This window comes from Streptomyces sp. NPDC021093, from assembly GCF_044333135.1.
In the GTDB taxonomy this organism is placed as follows: Bacteria; Actinomycetota; Actinomycetes; order Streptomycetales; family Streptomycetaceae; genus Streptomyces.
This window is the reverse complement of the sequence record NZ_JBIRQJ010000002.1, coordinates 340,329-358,150: the sequence shown is the minus strand read 5'-3', so window position 1 is coordinate 358,150 and position 17,822 is coordinate 340,329. Positions and strand designations below refer to the sequence as shown.

The 17,822-nt window shown below is 70.3% G+C and carries 18 protein-coding genes; 13 read left to right on the top strand and 5 right to left on the bottom strand.

The features are described from left to right. Window positions 1–4 precede the first annotated feature (4 nt). From ACH4SP_RS06645 to ACH4SP_RS06585, 13 genes are all read left to right on the top strand, one after another. Window positions 5–1,645 carry an acyl-CoA dehydrogenase family protein gene (locus tag ACH4SP_RS06645; RefSeq protein WP_398410408.1) on the top strand — a complete coding sequence of 547 codons (1,641 nt, stop codon included), beginning with the start codon at window positions 5–7 and terminating at the stop codon, window positions 1,643–1,645. Window positions 1,646–1,779: 134 nt separating this feature from the next. Further along, entirely contained in the window at window positions 1,780–2,361 is a 582-nt protein-coding gene (locus ACH4SP_RS06640; RefSeq protein WP_398410404.1) for a GNAT family N-acetyltransferase, read from the top strand. A 180-nt stretch (window positions 2,362–2,541) separates the two neighbouring features. Continuing rightward, complete coding sequence (locus ACH4SP_RS06635) at window positions 2,542–2,625, top strand: putative leader peptide (protein WP_318299652.1); 84 nt, start codon at window positions 2,542–2,544, stop codon at window positions 2,623–2,625. A 156-nt stretch (window positions 2,626–2,781) separates the two neighbouring features. Next, complete coding sequence (locus ACH4SP_RS06630) at window positions 2,782–4,488, top strand: nitrite/sulfite reductase (RefSeq protein WP_398410399.1); 1,707 nt, start codon at window positions 2,782–2,784, stop codon at window positions 4,486–4,488. Beyond that, on the top strand, window positions 4,485–4,667 hold the full coding sequence (locus ACH4SP_RS06625; RefSeq protein ID WP_398410395.1) for a hypothetical protein: 183 nt from the start codon (window positions 4,485–4,487) through the stop codon (window positions 4,665–4,667). Before ACH4SP_RS06630 ends, ACH4SP_RS06625 begins: the two co-directional genes overlap by 4 nt. Beyond that, window positions 4,664–5,359, top strand: a complete 696-nt coding sequence (locus tag ACH4SP_RS06620; protein ID WP_398410393.1) for a phosphoadenylyl-sulfate reductase — start codon at window positions 4,664–4,666, stop codon at window positions 5,357–5,359. Before ACH4SP_RS06625 ends, ACH4SP_RS06620 begins: the two co-directional genes overlap by 4 nt. Next, complete coding sequence (gene cysC / locus ACH4SP_RS06615; protein WP_398410390.1) at window positions 5,356–5,937, top strand: adenylyl-sulfate kinase; 582 nt, start codon at window positions 5,356–5,358, stop codon at window positions 5,935–5,937. Before ACH4SP_RS06620 ends, cysC begins: the two co-directional genes overlap by 4 nt. Then, window positions 5,934–6,872, top strand: coding sequence for a sulfate adenylyltransferase subunit CysD (gene cysD, locus ACH4SP_RS06610; RefSeq protein WP_398410386.1), 939 nt, complete (start codon window positions 5,934–5,936; stop codon window positions 6,870–6,872). The genes cysC and cysD overlap by 4 nt, the downstream gene beginning before the upstream one ends. A gap of 2 nt (window positions 6,873–6,874) precedes the next feature. Next, window positions 6,875–8,221, top strand: a complete 1,347-nt coding sequence (locus tag ACH4SP_RS06605) for a sulfate adenylyltransferase subunit 1 (protein ID WP_398410382.1) — start codon at window positions 6,875–6,877, stop codon at window positions 8,219–8,221. A 192-nt stretch (window positions 8,222–8,413) separates the two neighbouring features. After that, the gene (locus ACH4SP_RS06600; protein ID WP_398410379.1) at window positions 8,414–9,526 is read left to right on the top strand and encodes an aliphatic sulfonate ABC transporter substrate-binding protein; all 1,113 of its coding nucleotides are present in this window, start codon (window positions 8,414–8,416) and stop codon (window positions 9,524–9,526) included. A gap of 78 nt (window positions 9,527–9,604) precedes the next feature. Next, window positions 9,605–10,417 (top strand): ABC transporter ATP-binding protein, encoded by an 813-nt coding sequence (locus tag ACH4SP_RS06595; protein WP_398410375.1) that lies wholly within the window; start codon window positions 9,605–9,607, stop codon window positions 10,415–10,417. 268 nt (window positions 10,418–10,685) lie between these two features. Next, window positions 10,686–11,537: an ABC transporter permease gene (locus ACH4SP_RS06590; protein WP_398411791.1), complete on the top strand. Its 852-nt coding sequence runs from the start codon at window positions 10,686–10,688 to the stop codon at window positions 11,535–11,537. Between the two features lie 5 nt (window positions 11,538–11,542). After that, entirely contained in the window at window positions 11,543–12,307 is a 765-nt protein-coding gene (locus tag ACH4SP_RS06585; RefSeq protein WP_398410372.1) for a sirohydrochlorin chelatase, read from the top strand. Between the two features lie 87 nt (window positions 12,308–12,394). Here ACH4SP_RS06585 and ACH4SP_RS06580 read toward each other — a convergent pair whose 3' ends face one another. The 5 genes from ACH4SP_RS06580 to mgt all read right to left on the bottom strand — a co-directional run bounded on the left by ACH4SP_RS06580 (window position 12,395) and on the right by mgt (window position 17,799). Then, window positions 12,395–13,036 (bottom strand): DsbA family protein, encoded by a 642-nt coding sequence (locus ACH4SP_RS06580; protein WP_398410368.1) that lies wholly within the window; start codon window positions 13,034–13,036, stop codon window positions 12,395–12,397. Window positions 13,037–13,150: 114 nt separating this feature from the next. Continuing rightward, entirely contained in the window at window positions 13,151–14,164 is a 1,014-nt protein-coding gene (locus tag ACH4SP_RS06575) for a ketopantoate reductase family protein (RefSeq protein WP_398410363.1), read from the bottom strand. Between the two features lie 124 nt (window positions 14,165–14,288). Beyond that, entirely contained in the window at window positions 14,289–14,840 is a 552-nt protein-coding gene (locus ACH4SP_RS06570) for a DUF1697 domain-containing protein (protein WP_398410361.1), read from the bottom strand. A gap of 172 nt (window positions 14,841–15,012) precedes the next feature. Continuing rightward, window positions 15,013–16,197: a S8 family serine peptidase gene (locus tag ACH4SP_RS06565; RefSeq protein WP_398410358.1), complete on the bottom strand. Its 1,185-nt coding sequence runs from the start codon at window positions 16,195–16,197 to the stop codon at window positions 15,013–15,015. A gap of 327 nt (window positions 16,198–16,524) precedes the next feature. After that, the gene (mgt, locus tag ACH4SP_RS06560; protein WP_398410355.1) at window positions 16,525–17,799 is read right to left on the bottom strand and encodes a macrolide-inactivating glycosyltransferase; all 1,275 of its coding nucleotides are present in this window, start codon (window positions 17,797–17,799) and stop codon (window positions 16,525–16,527) included. Window positions 17,800–17,822 lie beyond the last annotated feature (23 nt).

Sequence of the window (17,822 nt, the reverse complement as noted above, 5' to 3'; positions counted from 1 at the left end):
CCGCATGGCAGCCACCACCCACACAGTGACCAACCAGGCCCCGCCCCTGGTGGAGTACGACGTGTTCGGCGCGGACAAGGCCCTCACCGAGGCCGTGACCCGGCACACCGACCCCGCCCTCCTGGCGGGAGTACAGGAGGAACTGACGGTGCTCGGACGGGCCGCGGGGTCCGCCCAGGCGCAGGAGTGGGGTGTGCAGGCGAACGAGAATCCGCCGAAGCTGCGCACCCACGACCGGTACGGGAACCGGATCGACGAGGTCGAATTCCATCCGTCCTGGCACCGGTTGCTCGGCCGCGCCGTCTCGTCAGGACTGACGAACGCCTGGGGCAGGCCGGCCGGGCACGTCCGCCGGGCCGCCGGTTTCCTGGTGTGGACGCAGGCGGAGGGCGGCCACGGCTGCCCGGTGTCGATGACGCACGCGGCCGTCCCGGCCCTGCGCGCCGACCCGTCGCTCGCCGCCGTCTGGGAGCCGCGGCTCACTTCGCCGGTGTACGGGCAGGAACTGCTGCCCGCGGCGCAGAAGTCCGGCGCCCTGTTCGGCATGGGCATGACGGAGAAGCAGGGCGGCAGCGACGTACGGGCCAATACGACCGAGGCCGTTCCGATCGACGGCGGCAGAGCCGGTGAGTACGCGCTCACCGGGCACAAGTGGTTCTGCTCGGCACCGATGTGCGACGGCTTCCTGGTCCTCGCGCAGGCGCCGGGCGGGCTGAGCTGCTTCCTCGTACCGCGGGTGCTTGATGACGGGACCCGCAACACCTTCCGCATCCAGCGCCTCAAGGACAAGCTCGGCAACCGGTCGAACGCCTCCAGCGAGGTCGAGTTCGAGGGCACCTGGGGCCGGCTGGTCGGCGAGGAGGGGCGCGGGGTGCGCACCATCATCGGGATGGTGGCCGCGACCCGCCTCGACTGCGTGATCGGCTCGGCCGCGCTGATGCGCCAGGCGGTCGCGCAGGCCACCCACCATGCCGCGCACCGCAGGGCGTTCGGCGGCGAGCTGATCGACAAGCCGCTGATGCGGAACGTACTGGCGGACCTGGCGCTGGAGTCGGAGGCCGCGACCACCCTCGCACTGCGCCTGGCGGCCGCGTACGACAGCGACACGGAGCAGGACCGGGCGCTGCTGCGCCTCGCGGTCCCGGCGGCCAAGTACTGGGTGACGAAGCGCTGCACGCCCGTCGCGGCGGAGGCCCTGGAGTGCCTGGGCGGCAACGGCTACGTCGAGGAGTCCGGCATGCCGCGGCTGCTGCGCGAGTCGCCGCTCAACTCGATCTGGGAGGGCTCGGGCAACGTCCAGGCCCTGGACGTACTGCGGGCGCTCCAGCGCGAGCCGATGGCGCTCAACGCGTTCCTGACGGAGGTCGGCCGGGCACGGGGCGCCGATCACCGCCTCGACGGTGCGATCAAGAACCTGCTGACCGAGCTCGCCGACCTGGACGGCATCGAGGGCCGGGCCAGGCGGCTGGTCGAGCGGATGGCCCTCGTCCTGCAGGGGTCGCTGCTGGTGCGATGGGCTCCGCCGGAGGTCGCCGACGCGTTCTGCGCCTCGCGGCTCGGCGGGGACTGGGGGTCGGCCTTCGGCACCCTGCCGAACAGTCTGGACCTGGGGGCGGTGGTGGACCGGGCACGGGTGCAGGCCTAGCCCCGCCTCAGGCGGTGGAGCGGGACAAGCGGGGGAGCGGGGCAAGCGGTGGCGCGGGGCAAGCGGGGCCCAGGTCGAGCGGAGGCCCGGCCCCCGCTTCTTCCCGGTGCCGGTCGCGTGATTCCCTGACCGGCATGAGCACCATCAACGTGACGATCTGGTCCCTCGAACAGACCTCCCCCGACGATCTCGCACCCGTCGCTCCCCCCGCGGGCGACGGACTGCGGATCGTACGGGCCGAGGTCCCGTCGCCCGAGTTCAGCCGCTTCCTCTACACCGCGGTGGGCGGCGACATCCGCTGGACGGACCGGCTGCCGTGGACGTACGAGCAGTGGCGGCAGGCGGTGGACCGGCCCGGGGTCGAGACGTGGGTGGCGTACGAGAACGGCACTCCGGCCGGGTACGTCGAGCTGGAGGCGCAGGACGGCGGCGTCGTCGAGATCGTCTATTTCGGGCTGATCCCCGCCTTCCGCGGCCGGCGCATCGGCGGTCACCTCCTCTCGTACGGAATCCAGCGCGCCTGGGACCTGGCGGAGCGGCACCCCGGCCGGGACGTGACGAAGCGGGTGTGGCTGCACACCTGCTCCAAGGACGGGCCGCACGCGATGGCCAACTACGAGCGGCGCGGCTTCCGGCTCTTCGACACCAAGGTGGAACAGGAGCCGGACGTCGCCAACCCGGGACCGTGGCCGGGAGCACACCCCGCACAGCCCTGATCCGCCGGTCCCTGAGCCGCCGAGCGCTGATCCACTGAGCGCTGGGCCGCCGACCCCTGGGCCCCCTAAAACCGGTCCCACAGCGTGACCCAGACCACATCGTCCCAGTATTCGGGACGATGTGGTCCACATTCTGGATAGTGGTGGACTGGCCCGAGACCCTCGTGCCACGCTTCCGTCATGTCTACAGCTGGAGTTGCCTTGATCAGTCGGCGTCACGTCGACCTCGGCCGCATGTCCAGCGCGATCTGTCCGGCCTGCTGACGGCCCCTGACGGCCCAGCACTGCCGCACATCTGATCTTCCTCCGCTTCGTACTGCCCGACCCGCATGTCTGCACGCCCCCGCGCCCTTTTTGCGCGAGTGTGCAGGTCAGAGCCGTCTGCCCGCAGTTCTCCGCAGTCCCGAAGGACGTACCGCCATGTCTGCCACCCCAGAGAAGCCCGCCGCGGGTGCTGCCGTCACTGCCCGCCGCAAGGCCGGACGCCACCGCGGCGAAGGCCAGTGGGCCGTAGGGCATCACACCCCCCTCAACGGCAATGAGCAGTTCAAGAAGGACGACGACGGTCTCAATGTGCGGACACGCATTGAGACGATCTACTCCAAGCGCGGTTTCGACTCGATCGACCCCAACGACCTTCGCGGGCGCATGCGTTGGTGGGGTCTCTACACCCAGCGCAAGCCCGGGATCGACGGCGGCAAGACCGCGATCCTGGAGCCGGAGGAGCTGGACGACGAGTACTTCATGCTGCGGGTACGGATCGACGGCGGGCGGCTGACCACCGAGCAGCTCCGCGTGATCGGCGAGATCTCGCAGGAGTTCGCCCGGGGCACGGCGGACCTCACCGACCGGCAGAACGTCCAGTACCACTGGATCCGCATCGAGGACGTCCCGGAGATCTGGCGCCGCCTTGAGGCCGTCGGGCTGTCCACGACCGAGGCGTGCGGCGACACCCCGCGCGTCATCCTCGGCTCACCGGTCGCCGGGATCGCCGTGGACGAGATCATCGACGGCACACCCGCCATCGAGGAGATCTACCGCCGCTTCATCGGCAACCCGGACTTCTCCAACCTGCCCCGCAAGTTCAAGTCGGCGGTCTCCGGGTCCCCGCAGCTGGACGTGGCGCACGAGATCAACGACATCGCGTTCGTCGGCGTGGAGCACCCCGAGCACGGTCCCGGCTTCGACCTGTGGGTCGGCGGCGGGCTCTCCACCAACCCCAAGCTGGGCGTACGGCTGGGCACTTGGGTCGCACTGGAGGACGTGCCGGACGTGTACGGCGGCGTCATCGGCATCTTCCGCGACTACGGCTACCGGCGGCTGCGCAACCGCGCCCGGCTGAAGTTCCTGGTCGCCGACTGGGGCCCTACGAGGTTCCGGCAGGTGCTTGAGGACGAGTACCTCAAGCGCAAGCTGACCGACGGTCCGGCGCCGCAGCAGCCGAAGGGCGTCTGGCGCGACCACCTCGGGGTGCACAAGCAGAAGGACGGGCGCTTCTACGTCGGCTTCGCGCCGCGCGTCGGCCGCGTCGACGGCTCCACCCTGACGAAGATCGCCGAGCTGGCGGACGCGCACGGCTCGGGCCGGCTGCGCACCACCGCCGAGCAGAAGATGATCGTGCTCGACGTCGCCGAGGAGCAGGTCGAGTCGCTGGTGTCCGGCCTTGAGTCGCTGGACCTGCGGGTCACGCCCTCCCCCTTCCGGCGCGGCACGATGGCCTGCACCGGCATCGAGTTCTGCAAGCTGGCGATCGTCGAGACGAAGGCCCGCGGCTCCGCCCTGATCGACGAACTGGAGCGCCGCATCCCAGAGTTCGACGAGCCGATCACCATCAACATCAACGGCTGCCCGAACGCCTGCGCCCGCATCCAGGTCGCCGACATCGGCCTCAAGGGCCAGCTGGTCCTCGACGACGAGGGCAACCAGGTGGAGGGCTTCCAGGTGCACCTGGGCGGTGCACTCGGCCTGGAGGCCGGCTTCGGCCGCAAGGTCCGCGGCCTGAAGGTCACCTCGGCGGAACTCCCCGACTACGTCGAGCGCGTACTGACCCGCTTCCAGGAGCAGCGCGAGGACGGCGAGCGCTTCGCGTCCTGGGCGACCCGCGCGGCGGACGGAGACCTGTCGTGAGCGAGCGGGCCGCCCCGTTCCACTGCCCGTACTGCGGCGACGAGGACCTGCGGCCCAACGAGACCGGGCACGGGGCCTGGGAGTGCCGCGCCTGCAACCGGGCCTTCCAGCTGAAGTACCTGGGGCTGCTGGCCCGGGGCGTCGCGAAGACCAATCCGACCGAGGAAGAGGGGATATGACAGTCGTTCAGGAAGATCTGCGGGCACTGGCCGAGCAGGCCGGGCGCGACCTCGAAGACGCGTCACCGCTCGACATCCTGAAGTGGGCGACCGCCACCTTCGGCAGCCGGTTCTGCGTCACGTCCTCCATGGAGGACGCGGTCGTCGCCCACCTCGCCTCCCGCGCCCTGCCCGGTGTCGACGTCGTCTTCCTCGACACCGGCTACCACTTCGAGGAGACCATCGGCACCCGCGACGCCGTGGACGCGGTGATGGACGTCAACGTCATCACGCTCACCCCCCGGCAGACCGTCGCCGAGCAGGACGCCGAGCACGGGCCGAAGCTGCACGACCGGAACCCGGACCTGTGCTGCGCCCTGCGCAAGGTCAAACCCCTTGAGGACGGCCTGAGTTCGTACGACGCGTGGGCCACGGGGCTGCGCCGCGACGAGTCACCGACCCGGGCGAACACCCCGGTCGTCGGCTGGGACGAGAAGCGCCGCAAGGTCAAGGTGTCGCCGATCGCCCGCTGGACGCAGGACGACGTCGAGGCGTACGTCGCCGAGCACGGCGTCCTCACCAACCCCCTCCTGACGGACGGCTACGCGTCCGTGGGCTGTGCACCCTGCACGCGCCGGGTCCTGGCGGGCGAGGACGCACGCGCCGGACGCTGGGCGGGGCGCAACAAGACCGAATGCGGGCTGCACGGATGACGAATCGTCAGAGAACTCAGCATCAGAGAGACGTGGAGGAATCAGTGACGGGCGCCACCGTCTGGCTCACCGGCCTGCCCAGCGCGGGCAAGACCACCATCGCGTACGCGCTCGCCGAGCGGCTGCGTGCCGAGGGCCGCAAGGTCCAGGTGCTCGACGGGGACGAGATCCGCGAGTTCCTCTCCGCCGGGCTCGGCTTCAGCCGCGAGGACCGGCACACCAACGTGGCGCGGATCGGTTACGTCGCCGAACTCCTCGCCCGTAACGGCGTGTTGGCCCTCGCCCCCGTCATCGCCCCGTACGCCGACAGCCGCGAGGCGGTCCGCAAGCGGCACCAGTCCGAGGGCACCGCCTACCTGGAGGTGCACGTGGCGACGCCGGTCGAGGTGTGCTCCGTACGCGATGTGAAGGGCCTGTACGCCAAGCAGGCGGCCGGGGAGCTGACCGGGCTGACCGGGGTCGACGACCCCTACGAGGCTCCGGCCGAGCCGGACCTGCGCATCGAGTCGCACACGCAGTCCGTGCAGGAGTCCGCAGCGGCGCTGCACGCGCTGCTCACCGAGAGGGGTCTGGCATGACGGCCACTGCCGCAACCACGGGCGAAGGCGTCGACAGCCCTTTCGCCCTCAGCCACCTGGACTCGCTGGAGTCCGAGGCGGTGCACATCTTCCGCGAGGTGGCGGGCGAGTTCGAGCGGCCGGTGATCCTCTTCTCCGGCGGCAAGGACTCCATCGTCATGCTGCACCTGGCGCTGAAGGCGTTCGCCCCGGCCGCAATTCCCTTCTCCCTGCTGCACGTTGACACCGGGCACAACTTCCCCGAGGTCCTGGAGTACCGGGACCGGGCCGTCGAGCGGCACGGGCTGCGGCTGCACGTCGCGTCCGTGCAGGACTACATCGACCGGGGGGTGCTGCGCGAGCGGCCCGACGGGACGCGCAACCCGCTGCAGACCCTCCCGCTGACCGAGAAGATCCAGGCCGAGCGGTTCGACGCGGTCTTCGGCGGCGGTCGCCGCGACGAGGAGAAGGCGCGCGCCAAGGAGCGGGTGTTCTCCCTGCGCGACGAGTTCTCGCAGTGGGACCCGCGCCGCCAGCGCCCCGAGCTGTGGCAGCTGTACAACGGGCGGCACGCGCCCGGCGAGCACGTCCGGGTCTTCCCGCTCTCCAACTGGACCGAGCTCGACGTGTGGCAGTACATCGCCCGCGAGAAGATCGAACTCCCGGAGATCTACTACGCGCACGAGCGCGAGGTGTTCGCCCGCAACGGCATGTGGCTGACCGCGGGCGAGTGGGGCGGGCCCAAGGAGTCCGAGACGACACAGACCCGGCTGATCCGCTACCGCACGGTCGGCGACATGTCCTGCACGGGGGCCGTCGACTCCGACGCGACGACCCTGGAGCAGGTGATCACCGAGATCGCCGCGTCCCGGCTCACCGAGCGGGGCGCCACCAGGGCCGACGACAAGATGTCCGAGGCCGCGATGGAAGACCGCAAGCGCGAGGGGTACTTCTAACCATGACCACCGTGAGCACCGCTTCCGCGGTCGATCAGTTGAGCACCACCACCCTCCTTCGCTTCGCGACCGCAGGTTCCGTCGACGACGGCAAGTCCACCCTGGTGGGGCGGCTGCTGCACGACTCCAAGTCGGTACTGACCGACCAGCTGGAGGCCGTCGAGCACGCCTCCCGCAACCGCGGCCAGGAGACCCCCGACCTGGCGCTGCTCACCGACGGCCTGCGGGCCGAGCGCGAGCAGGGCATCACCATCGACGTCGCGTACCGCTACTTCGCCACCACCCGGCGCCGGTTCATCCTGGCCGACACCCCCGGGCACGTGCAGTACACCCGCAACATGGTGACCGGCGCCTCCACCGCCGAGCTGGCCGTCGTCCTGGTCGACGCCCGCAACGGCGTCGTCGAACAGACCCGCCGGCACGCCGCCGTCGCCGCGCTGCTGCGCGTCCCGCACGTCGTGCTCGCCGTGAACAAGATGGACCTCGTCGACTACGCCGAGCCGGTCTTCGCAAAGATCGCGCGCGAATTCACCGCGTACGCAAGCGAGTTGGGCGTTCCGGAGATCACCGCGATCCCGATCTCGGCGCTCGCCGGGGACAATGTGGTCGAGCCGTCCGCGCACATGGACTGGTACGGCGGGCCGACCGTCCTGGAGCACCTGGAGACGGTCCCGGTCGCACACGACCTCACCGCCTGCCACGCCCGGTTCCCCGTCCAGTACGTGATCCGCCCGCAGTCGGCGGAACACCCCGACTACCGGGGCTACGCCGGACAGATCGCGGCCGGCGCGTTCCGGGTGGGCGAGCGGGTGACCGTACTGCCGTCGGGCCGCACCAGCACCATCGAGGCCATCGACGCACTCGGCGAGGCCGTCGACATCGCGTGGGCGCCGCAGTCGGTGACGCTGCGCCTCGCGGACGACATCGACATCTCGCGCGGCGACCTGATCGCCCCGGCCGGGGACGCCCCGGCGCCGACCCAGGACGTCGAGGCGACGGTCTGCCACGTCGCCGACCAGCCGCTCTCGGTCGGCCAGCGGGTGCTGCTCAAGCACACCACCCGTACGGTCAAGGCGATCGTGAAGGAGATTCCGTCCCGGCTCACCCTGGACGACCTCTCCCAGCACCCGGCCCCCGGGCAGCTGGTGGCCAACGACATCGGCCGGGTCGTCGTACGGACCTCGGAGCCGCTCGCGCTGGACGCGTACGCGGACTCGCGGCGCACCGGCTCGTTCCTCCTGATCGACCCGGCGGACGGTACGACGCTCGCCGCGGGCATGGCGGGCGAGTCCTTCGCGACCCACGGAAACACCAGCTCCGTCGCGGACGAAGAGGGTTGGGACTTCTGATGGTGATGGTCGACGTGTACGCGTCCTTCGCGAAGGAGGGCGGCCGGATCGGCAGCGGCACCCTCGGCAGCGGTCAGGGCGGGGTCGGGCGATGTGTGCGATGACGTACGCCTCCAGCCCCCGTACCGCCTTCCGCGCCCACAGCCGCGCCGATATGCGCGCCCACAGACGAAGACCCGAGGACTGCCTGCCATGTCTGTCTCCCGCACCACCCTGCGCCGCACCCTGGCCTCCGCCGCCGCGCTGCCCCTGCTGATCGCCGCGCTCGGCGCCTGCGGCTACGGCTCCCAGGCCAAGACCGACGACAAGGCCGTCCCCGTCGCCAAGGGCGCGAAGGTCGGCGGCCTCGACGAGGTGAAGATCGGCTACTTCGCCAACGTCACCCACGCCACCGCACTGGCGGGCCTCCAAGAGGGCCTGTTCCAGAAGGAGTTGGGCGGCACGCGGATCAAGTCACAGGTCTTCAACGCGGGCCCCTCCGAGATCGAGGCGCTCAACGCCAAGGCCATCGACATCGGCTGGATCGGCCCCTCCCCCTCCATCAACGGCTACACCAAGTCCAAGGGCCAGAACCTGCGCATCGTCGGCGGTTCGGCCTCCGGCGGAGTCTCCCTCGTCGTCAAGGCCGACAAGATCAAGTCGCTGGACGACCTCAAGGGCAAGCGCATCGCTACCCCGCAGCTCGGCAACACCCAGGACGTCGCACTCCTCAACTACCTGTCCGAGAAGGGCCACAAGGTCGACGCCGCCACCGGCAAGGGTGACGTGACGGTGGTCCGGCAGGACAACAAGGAAATCCCGAACTCCTTCAAGTCCGGTGCCATCGACGGCGCTTGGGTGCCGGAGCCGACGGCCGCACGGCTGGTCGAGGCGGGCGGCAAGGTGCTGCTCGACGAGAAGAAGCTGTGGAAGGACGAGAAGTTCGTCATCACGAACGTCATCGTCCGGCAGGACTTCCTGAAGGAGCACCCGGAGGTCGTCGAGGCGGTGCTGCGCGGCTCGTTCAAGACCAACGTCTGGATCAAGGCCAACCCGGACAAGGCCAAAGCGAGCATCAACGCGAAGCTGAAGACGGACTCCGGCAAGGAACTGCCCGCGAAGGTCCTGGACCAGGCGTTCAAGAACGTCGACGTGCTCGACGACCCGCTGGCCTCGACCCTGCGCGACGAGGCACAGCACGCGGTGAAGGCCGGTCTGCTGAAGGACCCGCTGCTGGAGGGCATCTACGACCTGCGCCCGCTGAACAAGGTCCTCAAGGCGGAGGGCAAGCCGGCCGTCGACGACGCCGGGCTCGGCGTCAAGTAGCCCTGCCGACCGCTTGGTTCGGTCACTCAGCTCAGCTCAGCCCGCACAGCCCAGCCCAGCCCCCAGGAGGTGAGACCCATGGCCACCGCACTCGCGAAGCAGGAACCGGCCACCGCGCCGGTCGCGGAGCAGGCGTCGTCGTACGCCGCGCGCATCGACCACGTCTCGAAGTCGTTCGGCCGACCCGGCTCGGGCCAGCAGCAGCTCGTACTGGACGACATCAGCATCGATGTCGCGCCGGGCGAGTTCGTGACCCTCCTGGGGGCTTCGGGCTGCGGCAAGTCGACGCTGCTCAATCTGGTCGCCGGACTCGACAGGCCGTCGGCCGGGAGCATCGACGTGCCGGGCGGGCGCCCGGCGCTGATGTTCCAGGAGCACGCGCTGTTCCCGTGGCTGACCGCGGGCAAGAACATCGAGCTGGCACTGAAGCTGCGCGGCGTCCCGAAGGCCGACCGCAGGTCCGAGGCGGAGCGCCTGCTCGAACTCGTACGCCTCAAGGGTGCGTACGGGAAGCGGGTGCACGAGCTCTCGGGGGGCATGCGCCAGCGCGTCGCGCTCGCCCGCGCGCTCGCCCAGGACAGTCAACTCCTGCTGATGGACGAGCCGTTCGCGGCACTGGACGCCATCACGAGGGACGTGCTGCACGAGGAGCTGACCCGGATCTGGGCGGAGACCTCGGTCTCGGTCCTGTTCGTCACGCACAACGTGCGCGAGGCGGTGCGGCTCGCGGAGCGCGTCGTCCTGCTGTCGTCGCGTCCGGGGCGGATCGCCCGCGAGTGGCAGGTCGGCATTCCGCAGCCGCGCCGGATCGAGGATTCCGCGGTGGCCGACCTGTCCGTAGAGATCACCGAACAGCTGCGTGGGGAGATCCGCCGACATGGCCAGCACTGACACCACTGACACCACTGACGCCACCGAGACCGCCGAGGCCACCGAAGGCGCCGAAGGCGAAGCCGTCGAAACCGCCAAGGCCGCTGGAACCGACGGCACCACTCCGGCCAGCGGCACCGCTCCGGCCACCGGCACCGGCCCGGAAGCCGGGGCCGTTCCGGAGGCCGGGGCCGTTCCGGAGGCCGGGGCCGTTCCGGAGGCCGGGGCCGACGGTGCCTCGAAGCCCGAGAAGGCCGGTGCCGTACGGGAGACCCAGCCCGCCACGAGCCTGGCCGGGCTCGAAGCGGGTCTCGACGCCCTGGAGGCGGGGCCCGTCCGCGAGCGCGTCGGCCTCGGCCGGATCCTCCTCGCCAAGGTGGTCCCGCCGCTCGTCGCCGTCGCCCTGGTCCTCACGGTCTGGCAGCTCGCCGCCGCCTCCGACCTCAAACCGGACTACGTACTGCCCGGCCCGCTCGACGTGGCGGCGTCCGTCCGGTCGATGTGGCTCGACGGAACCCTCCTCGGCTACATCTGGACGAGCATCTCGCGCGGCGCCCTCGGCTTCCTGGTCTCCGTCGCGATCGGCACTCCGCTGGGTCTGCTGGTGGCCCGGGTGAAGGTGGTCCGGGCGGCGATCGGCCCGATCCTCTCCGGCCTCCAGTCCCTGCCCTCGGTGGCCTGGGTACCGGCCGCGATCATCTGGTTCGGCCTGACCGACGCGACGATCTACGCGGTGGTGCTCCTCGGCGCCGTCCCGTCCATCGCCAACGGCCTGGTCTCCGGCGTCGACCAGATCCCGCCGCTGCACCTGCGGGCCGGCCGCACTCTCGGCGCACGCGGCCTCAACAGCGTCCGGCACATCCTGCTGCCCGCCGCGCTGCCCGGCTACCTCGCCGGTCTGAAGCAGGGCTGGGCGTTCTCGTGGCGCTCCCTCATGGCCGCCGAGCTGATCGCGAACTCCCCCGACCTCGGCACCGGGCTCGGCCAGCTGATGGAGAACTTCCGCATCAACTCCGACATGTCGGGCGTACTGGCTACGATCCTCCTGATCCTGATCGTCGGCATCGGCATCGACCTGCTGTTCTTCTCCCCCCTGGAGCGCCGCGTGCTGCGCAGCCGCGGCCTCCTCGTCAGGAGCTGATCCCCATGGCCTCCTTCGCGCCCCCCACCCTCCTGCTCGTCGCCCACGGCAGCCGCGACCCGCGCCACGCGGAAACGGTCAGGGCGCTGGCGGCGCGGGTGCGGGAGCTGCGGCCCTGGACCCGGGTAGAGGTGTCCTTCCTGGACTTCAACTCCCCGGCTGTTCCTGACCAGTTGGACCGCCTGGTGGCGGAGGGCGCCCGTGACGTGGTCGCCCTCCCCCTCCTCCTGACCCACGCCTTCCACGCCAAGGCGGACCTCCCCGCCGTACTGCACGCGGCGTCGGTGCTCCATCCCCGGCTGCGCCTCACCCAGGCGGCGGTACTGGGGCCCTCGCCGCTCCTCATCGCCGCTGTCGAGCGGCGGCTGTACGAGACCGGGCTGCGGCCCGGCGACAAGAGCTCGACCGGGGTCGTCCTGGCCTCGGCGGGCTCCTCGGACCCGGAGGCGATCGCAGTGATCGCTGAAATCGCGCGGGAGCTGCGGCACACCGGTTGGTGCGCCGTGCGGCCTGCGTTCGCCTCCGCTGCACTGCCCCGTACGGAGGACGCGGTGCGCGCCCTGCGCACGGACCCCGGCGTCACCCGGGTGGCCGTCGCCCCGTACGTCCTGGCCCCCGGCTTCCTGCCGGACAGGATCGTACGGGGGGCGGCACAAGCCGGCGCCGAAGTGGTGGCGGACGTACTGGGGGACTGCCCGGAGCTCGCGGAACTGGCAGTGGCCAGGTACGAGGAAGCGGGACGGCCCGCGCTGGTGGGAGCGGCGGCGTAACAACGCCCCCGCTCACCTCCCCATCCGCTCGAAGCTCGAAGCTGCCTGCGCGAACCTGCCTGCGCGAAGCTGCTTGGTCGAAGCTGCCTAGTCGAAGCTGAGCTTGCTCGTCCGGGTCCGCTTCAGCTCGAAGAAGTCACCGTGGCCGGCCAGTACCCGGAAGCTGTCGAAGAGCCGCCCCGCCTCCTCGCCCCGTGGGATCGAGCTCAGCACGGGCCCGAACCACACCGTCCCGTCCACGTGGATCGTCGGCGTGCCGACATACCCGCCCGCCTCCGGGTCCTGCCCCGCCGCATGGCTCCTTCGCACCGCCTCGTCGTACTCCGCCGAGTGCGCGGCCCCTGCCAGTTCGGCGGGCAGCCCCAGTTCGGCGAGGGCCTGGGTGATCACCTCGTCGAAGTCCTTGTTCCGCTCCTGATGGATCCGGGTACCGAGCGCGGTGTAGAGGTCGCGCAGCACCCGGTCCTCGTCCCCGCCCCCGTCGCGGTCGGCCTCCCGCTCGGCCGCCGCGACGACCACCCGTACCGGGCCGATCGACTTGTCGACCAGCTCCCGGTACCAAGCGGGCAGTTCGTTGCCCTCGTTGTGGAGGTACAGGCTCATCGGGCGGAACCGCAGCACGATGTCGCGCTGCTGCTCCACCTCCAGCATCCAGCGGGACGTGATCCAGGCGAAGGGGCAGGCGGGGTCGAAGTAGTAGTCCACGGTGGCGGGCGGTGTCGTCGTCATGAAGGAGACAGTAGCCAGCGAATGACCCTGATCCCTGGGTCATTCAGCCCGTTTCTCGGCGGGCCACTTCTCCTCCTCGCATGCCGCCTCCCATGCCTCCCCCTGCACCTCCTGCTACTCCTCGTCGCCCGTGCTCACCTGCGCGTCCAGTTCCGCCAGCGGCATCGACCCGGCGGCCCGCCGCTCCCGTGCGAAGGTGTTCGCCAGCCGCTGGAGCGTGTCGTTCACCGGCGTCGGCACGCCGTGCAGCCTGCCCAGGAGGGCGATCTCGCCGTTGAGGTAGTCCGCCTCGATACTGCCGGTGCCCCGGACCAGGCTCTGCCAGGACGAGCCGCCTTCGGGCTCCTTGCCGTCGAGTTCGGCCATGGTGATCCGGCCGTCCCTGGCCTCGGCCTGTTCCGCGTCGCCGGCGGCCGATATGCCTGCCGCTGCCAGGACCGCCCGGCCTTCCGCGACCGTACGCTCGGAGAGTGCGCGGCGCGCCGGGGAGCCGACGCCGTCCTTGCCGCAGAGCGCCATGACGGAGTTGGTGAGGTTGCCGAGCAGCTTGCCGTACTTCCACCGCATGGCGTCCGGCACGACCGGTACCAGGAAGTACGACTTCTCCAGGTCGGCGGCGATCGTCCGGGCCGTCTCGTCCACGCCCTCGGGGTAGCGGCCGAGGTGCAGGATGCCGGTGACGGGTTCGCCGGCCGCCGAGACCACGCCGGGCTCGACGAAGGTCGCGGGGAGGAAGACGCACATCGCGTACACGCGGTGGAAGCGGCGCAGCGCGAGGCGCTCGTTCTCCACGCCGTTCTGGGCGCAGACGAGGGGCAGCACCTCCCCCGCCGTACCGCCGCCCTGGACGGGGCGTCCGCTCCAGGCGTCGAGCGCGGCGACGCTGTCCTGCGTCTTCACGGCCAGGACGAGCACGTCGTCGGGGCGCAGGTCCACCTCCTCCGGGCCCTGTGCACAAGGGAGTCGGAGGGTGCGGGTGCCCTCGGGGGTGGTGAGCGTGAGTCCGGTCTCCCGCAGGGCCGCCGCGTGCGTGCCCCGCGCGACGAGCACCACCTCGTGCCCCGCCTCGGCCAGCCGGCCGCCGATCACTCCGCCGACCGCACCCGCTCCGATGATGACGTACCGCATGAGGCTCTCCCCGCTCTTGGCTTGCTGCCCGCTTCCTGGGTGTGCTGTCCGTCCCCGATCATGCCCCGGCCTCTCCGGGCACGGGCTGGCGGGTCGCTGACGTACGCCGCTTCGGCGGGGGGTGTCACGCGGTGAGTTCGACCAGTTTCACCACCGTGTTCCAGTTGCGGCTCGTGACGGTCAGGCCCTTGGTGAGGGCGGGCCTGGCCAGCGCCTCGCCCAGTCTGGAGCGGCCAAGGCCTTCGGGGGCGTAGAGGTAGAGCACCCGGTCGCCGAGCCGGAATTCCTCCGGGAGGTACGAAGCCCGGTCGAGCCCCTCGAACCGGGCTTCGTCGAGGGGTTCCGAGCAGAAGGTGGCGTGCAGCTGCTTGCCTTCCAGTGCGGCGGCCGGGAAGGGGCAGGCTGCGGCGACGGCCCGCAGATAGGCGCCGTCCCGGACCAGGCAGTCGACGGTGAAGCCGAAGTGCTGGGAGATCGCGGCTTCCAGGTCGCGGGCGAGCGCGTCATCGGAGTCGGCCGATTCGGTGCTGAAGACGGCGTTCCCGCTGTTGAGGTGGGTGCGGACCGCGTCGTGGCCCAACCCCTCGACCAGCGTGCGCAGTTCCGCCATGGGGACCTTCTTGTGGCCGCTCACGTTGATGCCCCGCAGGAGTGCGGCGTACGTCTTCGTCGTCATGATCCCGACGATAGGCGGCGGCACTGACAATCGGCCGGAACATCGGCCGGAGCAACGAGAATCGGCCGCCGTGCCCCGTGGGGGGAGAGCACGGCGGCCGACTGTTCGGGCGAAGGTCACGGTGTTGCCGGACGACCTTCGGGTGACTGCTCCGGATGGTTGCTCGACGTGGTTACTCGACGACCTTCAGGAGCTTGTTCGGGGTCCCCGCGGACGGGTTGGTGATCTTGTCCGGGGTGGCTCCGCCGGTCAGTGCCTCCGCGACCTGGGCCGGGGTGGCGTCCTGGTGTCCCGCCAGGTAGACCGCTGCCGCGCCGGCCACGTGCGGGGCCGCCATCGACGTGCCGGAGATGGTCTTCGTACCGTCGTCGCTGTCGTTCCAGGACGAGGTGATGTCCGAGCCGGGGGCGTAGACGTCCACGAGCGAACCGAAGTTGGAGAAGTCGGACTGGGCGTCCTCGTTCGTGGAGGAGGCGACCGTGATGGCCTCCTTGACGCGGGCCGGGGAGGAGTCCTTGGCGTCGCTGGCGTCGTTTCCGGCGGCGATCGCGAAGGTGACGCCGGAGGCGATGGCCTTCTGGACGGCCTCGTCGAGGGCCGGGTCGACGCCGCCGCCGAGGCTCATGTTGGCGACGGACGGGCCCTTGTGGTTCTTGGTGACCCAGTCGATGCCCGCGACGACCTGCTCGGTGGTGCCGGAGCCCGAGTCGTCCAGGACGCGGACGGCGACGATCTTCGCCTTCTTGGCGACGCCGTGCGCGGTGCCCGCGATGGTTCCGGCGACGTGCGTGCCGTGGCCGTTGCCGTCGTCCGCGTTGTCGTCGTTGTCGATGGCGTCGAAGCCGGAGACCGCGCGGCCGCCGAAGTCCTTGTGGGTGATGCGGACCCCGGTGTCGACGACGTAAGCGGTGACGCCCTCGCCCGCGTTGTCCGGGTAGGTGTACTTCTTGTCGCCTGCCGTGTCGGCCTGGTCGATGCGGTCGATGCCCCAGGACGGCGGGTTGTCCTGGGTGGCGTCGGCGTGGAACTTCTTGTTCTGCACGACCTTGGAGACCGCCGGGTCGGCGGCCAGCTGCTTGGCCTCGGTCTCGGTGAGACCACTGGCGGAGAACCCGTTGACGGCCGAGCTGTAGTTGCGCCCCAGCTTGCCGCCGTAGTTCTCGGCGAGAGCCTTCTTGTCGGCCTTCTGGTCGAGCAGCACGATGTAGCTGCCCGCCACCGCGCCTTGCGCGTTCGCACCGTAGATGGTGCCTTCGGCGGGAGCCGCGCCCGCCGTGGGGGCGGCGAGAGCGGTCAGGCCTGCCACGGCGGCCACGGTCGTTATCGCCGCGATCAGCTTGGTCTTGTGTATGGCCATGAAGAGGGGTCTCCTCGCCATTCTTATGTGGGGGGAATGTGGGGGTAGCCCCCAGCGACCGGAAGTCCTCCGGGGGTTGGGTCGAAACACTGACCGATTGACGGCGACAGATCAAGACCTCCATACGGCCGTAATCCATTAAACAAAAATCCGTAATCAAAAATAGGGACAGGGCAGGCCGAGTCGGGCACTTCGTCAACTGGACTTACTTATAAGTCAGTTCGCCCCTTCACAAAAAACCCGGCCCTTGCGAATATCGCAAGGGCCGGGCTCCTTCACTTCTTCTCTTCATCTCCCCAATTGCGGAGCAGTGAAGACCACGGGGATTCAGGCCCCCTTGGGGAGTTCGGCCTCGATCAGGTCGGCCGCCCGCCGGGTGCCGCCCTCCGCCGCCATCTCGCGCGCGATCCCGCCCAGCAGGTCCGCCACTTCGGGGTCCGTGGTGAGCAGCCGGGCGGTCTCCCTGAGGAGTTCGGCGGTGGCGTCCTCCGTGTCGATGCGCCGGGCCACTCCGAGCCCCTGGAGCATGTCGGCATTGCCGAACTGGTCGACGGCCTGCGGGACGGCGATCATCGGGGTGCCGGTGGCGAGCCCCTCCTGACTGCCGCCCGCACCCGCGTGCGTGATGAACAGGTCGGCCTGCTTGAGGACGCTCAACTGCGGTACCCAGCGCGTGACTTCGACATTGGCCGGGATCTCGCCGAGCTCCGACTCCTCGACGAACTTGCCGATCTGGAGCACCAGGTGCCAGCCGGGCAGATCACCGAAGGCCTTCAGGCACTCGCGGTAGAAGGCGGGCTGCTTGGTGAAGGACGAGCCGAGCGAGACCAGCACGACCTTCTCCGCGCCGGCCGGGCGGTGCCACTCCCCCTGGTCGGCGCGCTCGCCCTGGCAGGCGCCGACGAAGGTGTGGACGGACTCGTCGACGCGGTCGGCGTTCGGCTGGAGCGCCTTGGGAATGAGGACGAGGGAGCGGCTGGGCGCGATGAACTGGAAGAAGTCGTCGGCCGGCATGTCGTTCTCCCGCAGCCAGTCGCTGAAGCGGGTCATGTACGCCTGCCCCCGCTCGGTCTTCAGGAGTTCGGCGTACATCGGCCGGGTGACCTCCTCGTCGTACCCCTCCCAGGCGACCATGTTGGGCGACAGGGAGATGGCGGGGACGCCCCAGCGGTGGGCCAGGATCGGGGCCGGGTAGCCGGTGATGTCGTGGATGACGAGGTCGGGCTCGTCGCCCTCGAAGGCCTTGATCAGCTGCGGCAGCGCATGGATGCCGTTGTGCAGGAACGGCTCGATGTTGTCGATGAGTTCGGTGCCCCAGACCTCCGGGTCGGCGTTCTCGTCCGGCAGGGTCGAGGTGTAGATCACCGGCTGCGCGCCGGTCACGGCGACCTTGTCGGCGTACGACTCCGGGATCGCGTAACTCACCCGGTGGCCCCGGGCGACCAGCTCGCGGACGACTTCGAGGCTCGGGTTGACGTGGCCGGGAAAGGCGATGGAGAACATGGCGATGTGCGCGGGGGCGACGCGCCCGGAGGAGGCGTGCGCGGAGGCGGCGGTGTGCGCGGAGGCGGCGGACGTGGCGGCGCTGGGCGTGACGTTCATGCCCGTACCGTAAGCGAGACGAG

Bases quoted from the DNA above. Each gene is read 5' to 3' on its own strand.
- ACH4SP_RS06645 (WP_398410408.1), top strand. From the start codon at position 5: ATGGCAGCCACCACCCACACAGTGACCAACCAGGCCCCGCCCCTGGTG.
- ACH4SP_RS06640 (WP_398410404.1), top strand. From the start codon at position 1,780: ATGAGCACCATCAACGTGACGATCTGGTCCCTCGAACAGACCTCCCCC.
- ACH4SP_RS06635 (WP_318299652.1), top strand. From the start codon at position 2,542: ATGTCTACAGCTGGAGTTGCCTTGATCAGTCGGCGTCACGTCGACCTC.
- ACH4SP_RS06630 (WP_398410399.1), top strand. From the start codon at position 2,782: ATGTCTGCCACCCCAGAGAAGCCCGCCGCGGGTGCTGCCGTCACTGCC.
- ACH4SP_RS06620 (WP_398410393.1), top strand. From the start codon at position 4,664: ATGACAGTCGTTCAGGAAGATCTGCGGGCACTGGCCGAGCAGGCCGGG.
- cysC (WP_398410390.1), top strand. From the start codon at position 5,356: ATGACGAATCGTCAGAGAACTCAGCATCAGAGAGACGTGGAGGAATCA.
- cysD (WP_398410386.1), top strand. From the start codon at position 5,934: ATGACGGCCACTGCCGCAACCACGGGCGAAGGCGTCGACAGCCCTTTC.
- ACH4SP_RS06605 (WP_398410382.1), top strand. From the start codon at position 6,875: ATGACCACCGTGAGCACCGCTTCCGCGGTCGATCAGTTGAGCACCACC.
- ACH4SP_RS06600 (WP_398410379.1), top strand. From the start codon at position 8,414: ATGTCTGTCTCCCGCACCACCCTGCGCCGCACCCTGGCCTCCGCCGCC.
- ACH4SP_RS06595 (WP_398410375.1), top strand. From the start codon at position 9,605: ATGGCCACCGCACTCGCGAAGCAGGAACCGGCCACCGCGCCGGTCGCG.
- ACH4SP_RS06585 (WP_398410372.1), top strand. From the start codon at position 11,543: ATGGCCTCCTTCGCGCCCCCCACCCTCCTGCTCGTCGCCCACGGCAGC.
- ACH4SP_RS06580 (WP_398410368.1), bottom strand. From the start codon at position 13,036: ATGACGACGACACCGCCCGCCACCGTGGACTACTACTTCGACCCCGCC.
- ACH4SP_RS06575 (WP_398410363.1), bottom strand. From the start codon at position 14,164: ATGCGGTACGTCATCATCGGAGCGGGTGCGGTCGGCGGAGTGATCGGC.
- ACH4SP_RS06570 (WP_398410361.1), bottom strand. From the start codon at position 14,840: ATGACGACGAAGACGTACGCCGCACTCCTGCGGGGCATCAACGTGAGC.
- ACH4SP_RS06565 (WP_398410358.1), bottom strand. From the start codon at position 16,197: ATGGCCATACACAAGACCAAGCTGATCGCGGCGATAACGACCGTGGCC.
- mgt (WP_398410355.1), bottom strand. From the start codon at position 17,799: ATGAACGTCACGCCCAGCGCCGCCACGTCCGCCGCCTCCGCGCACACC.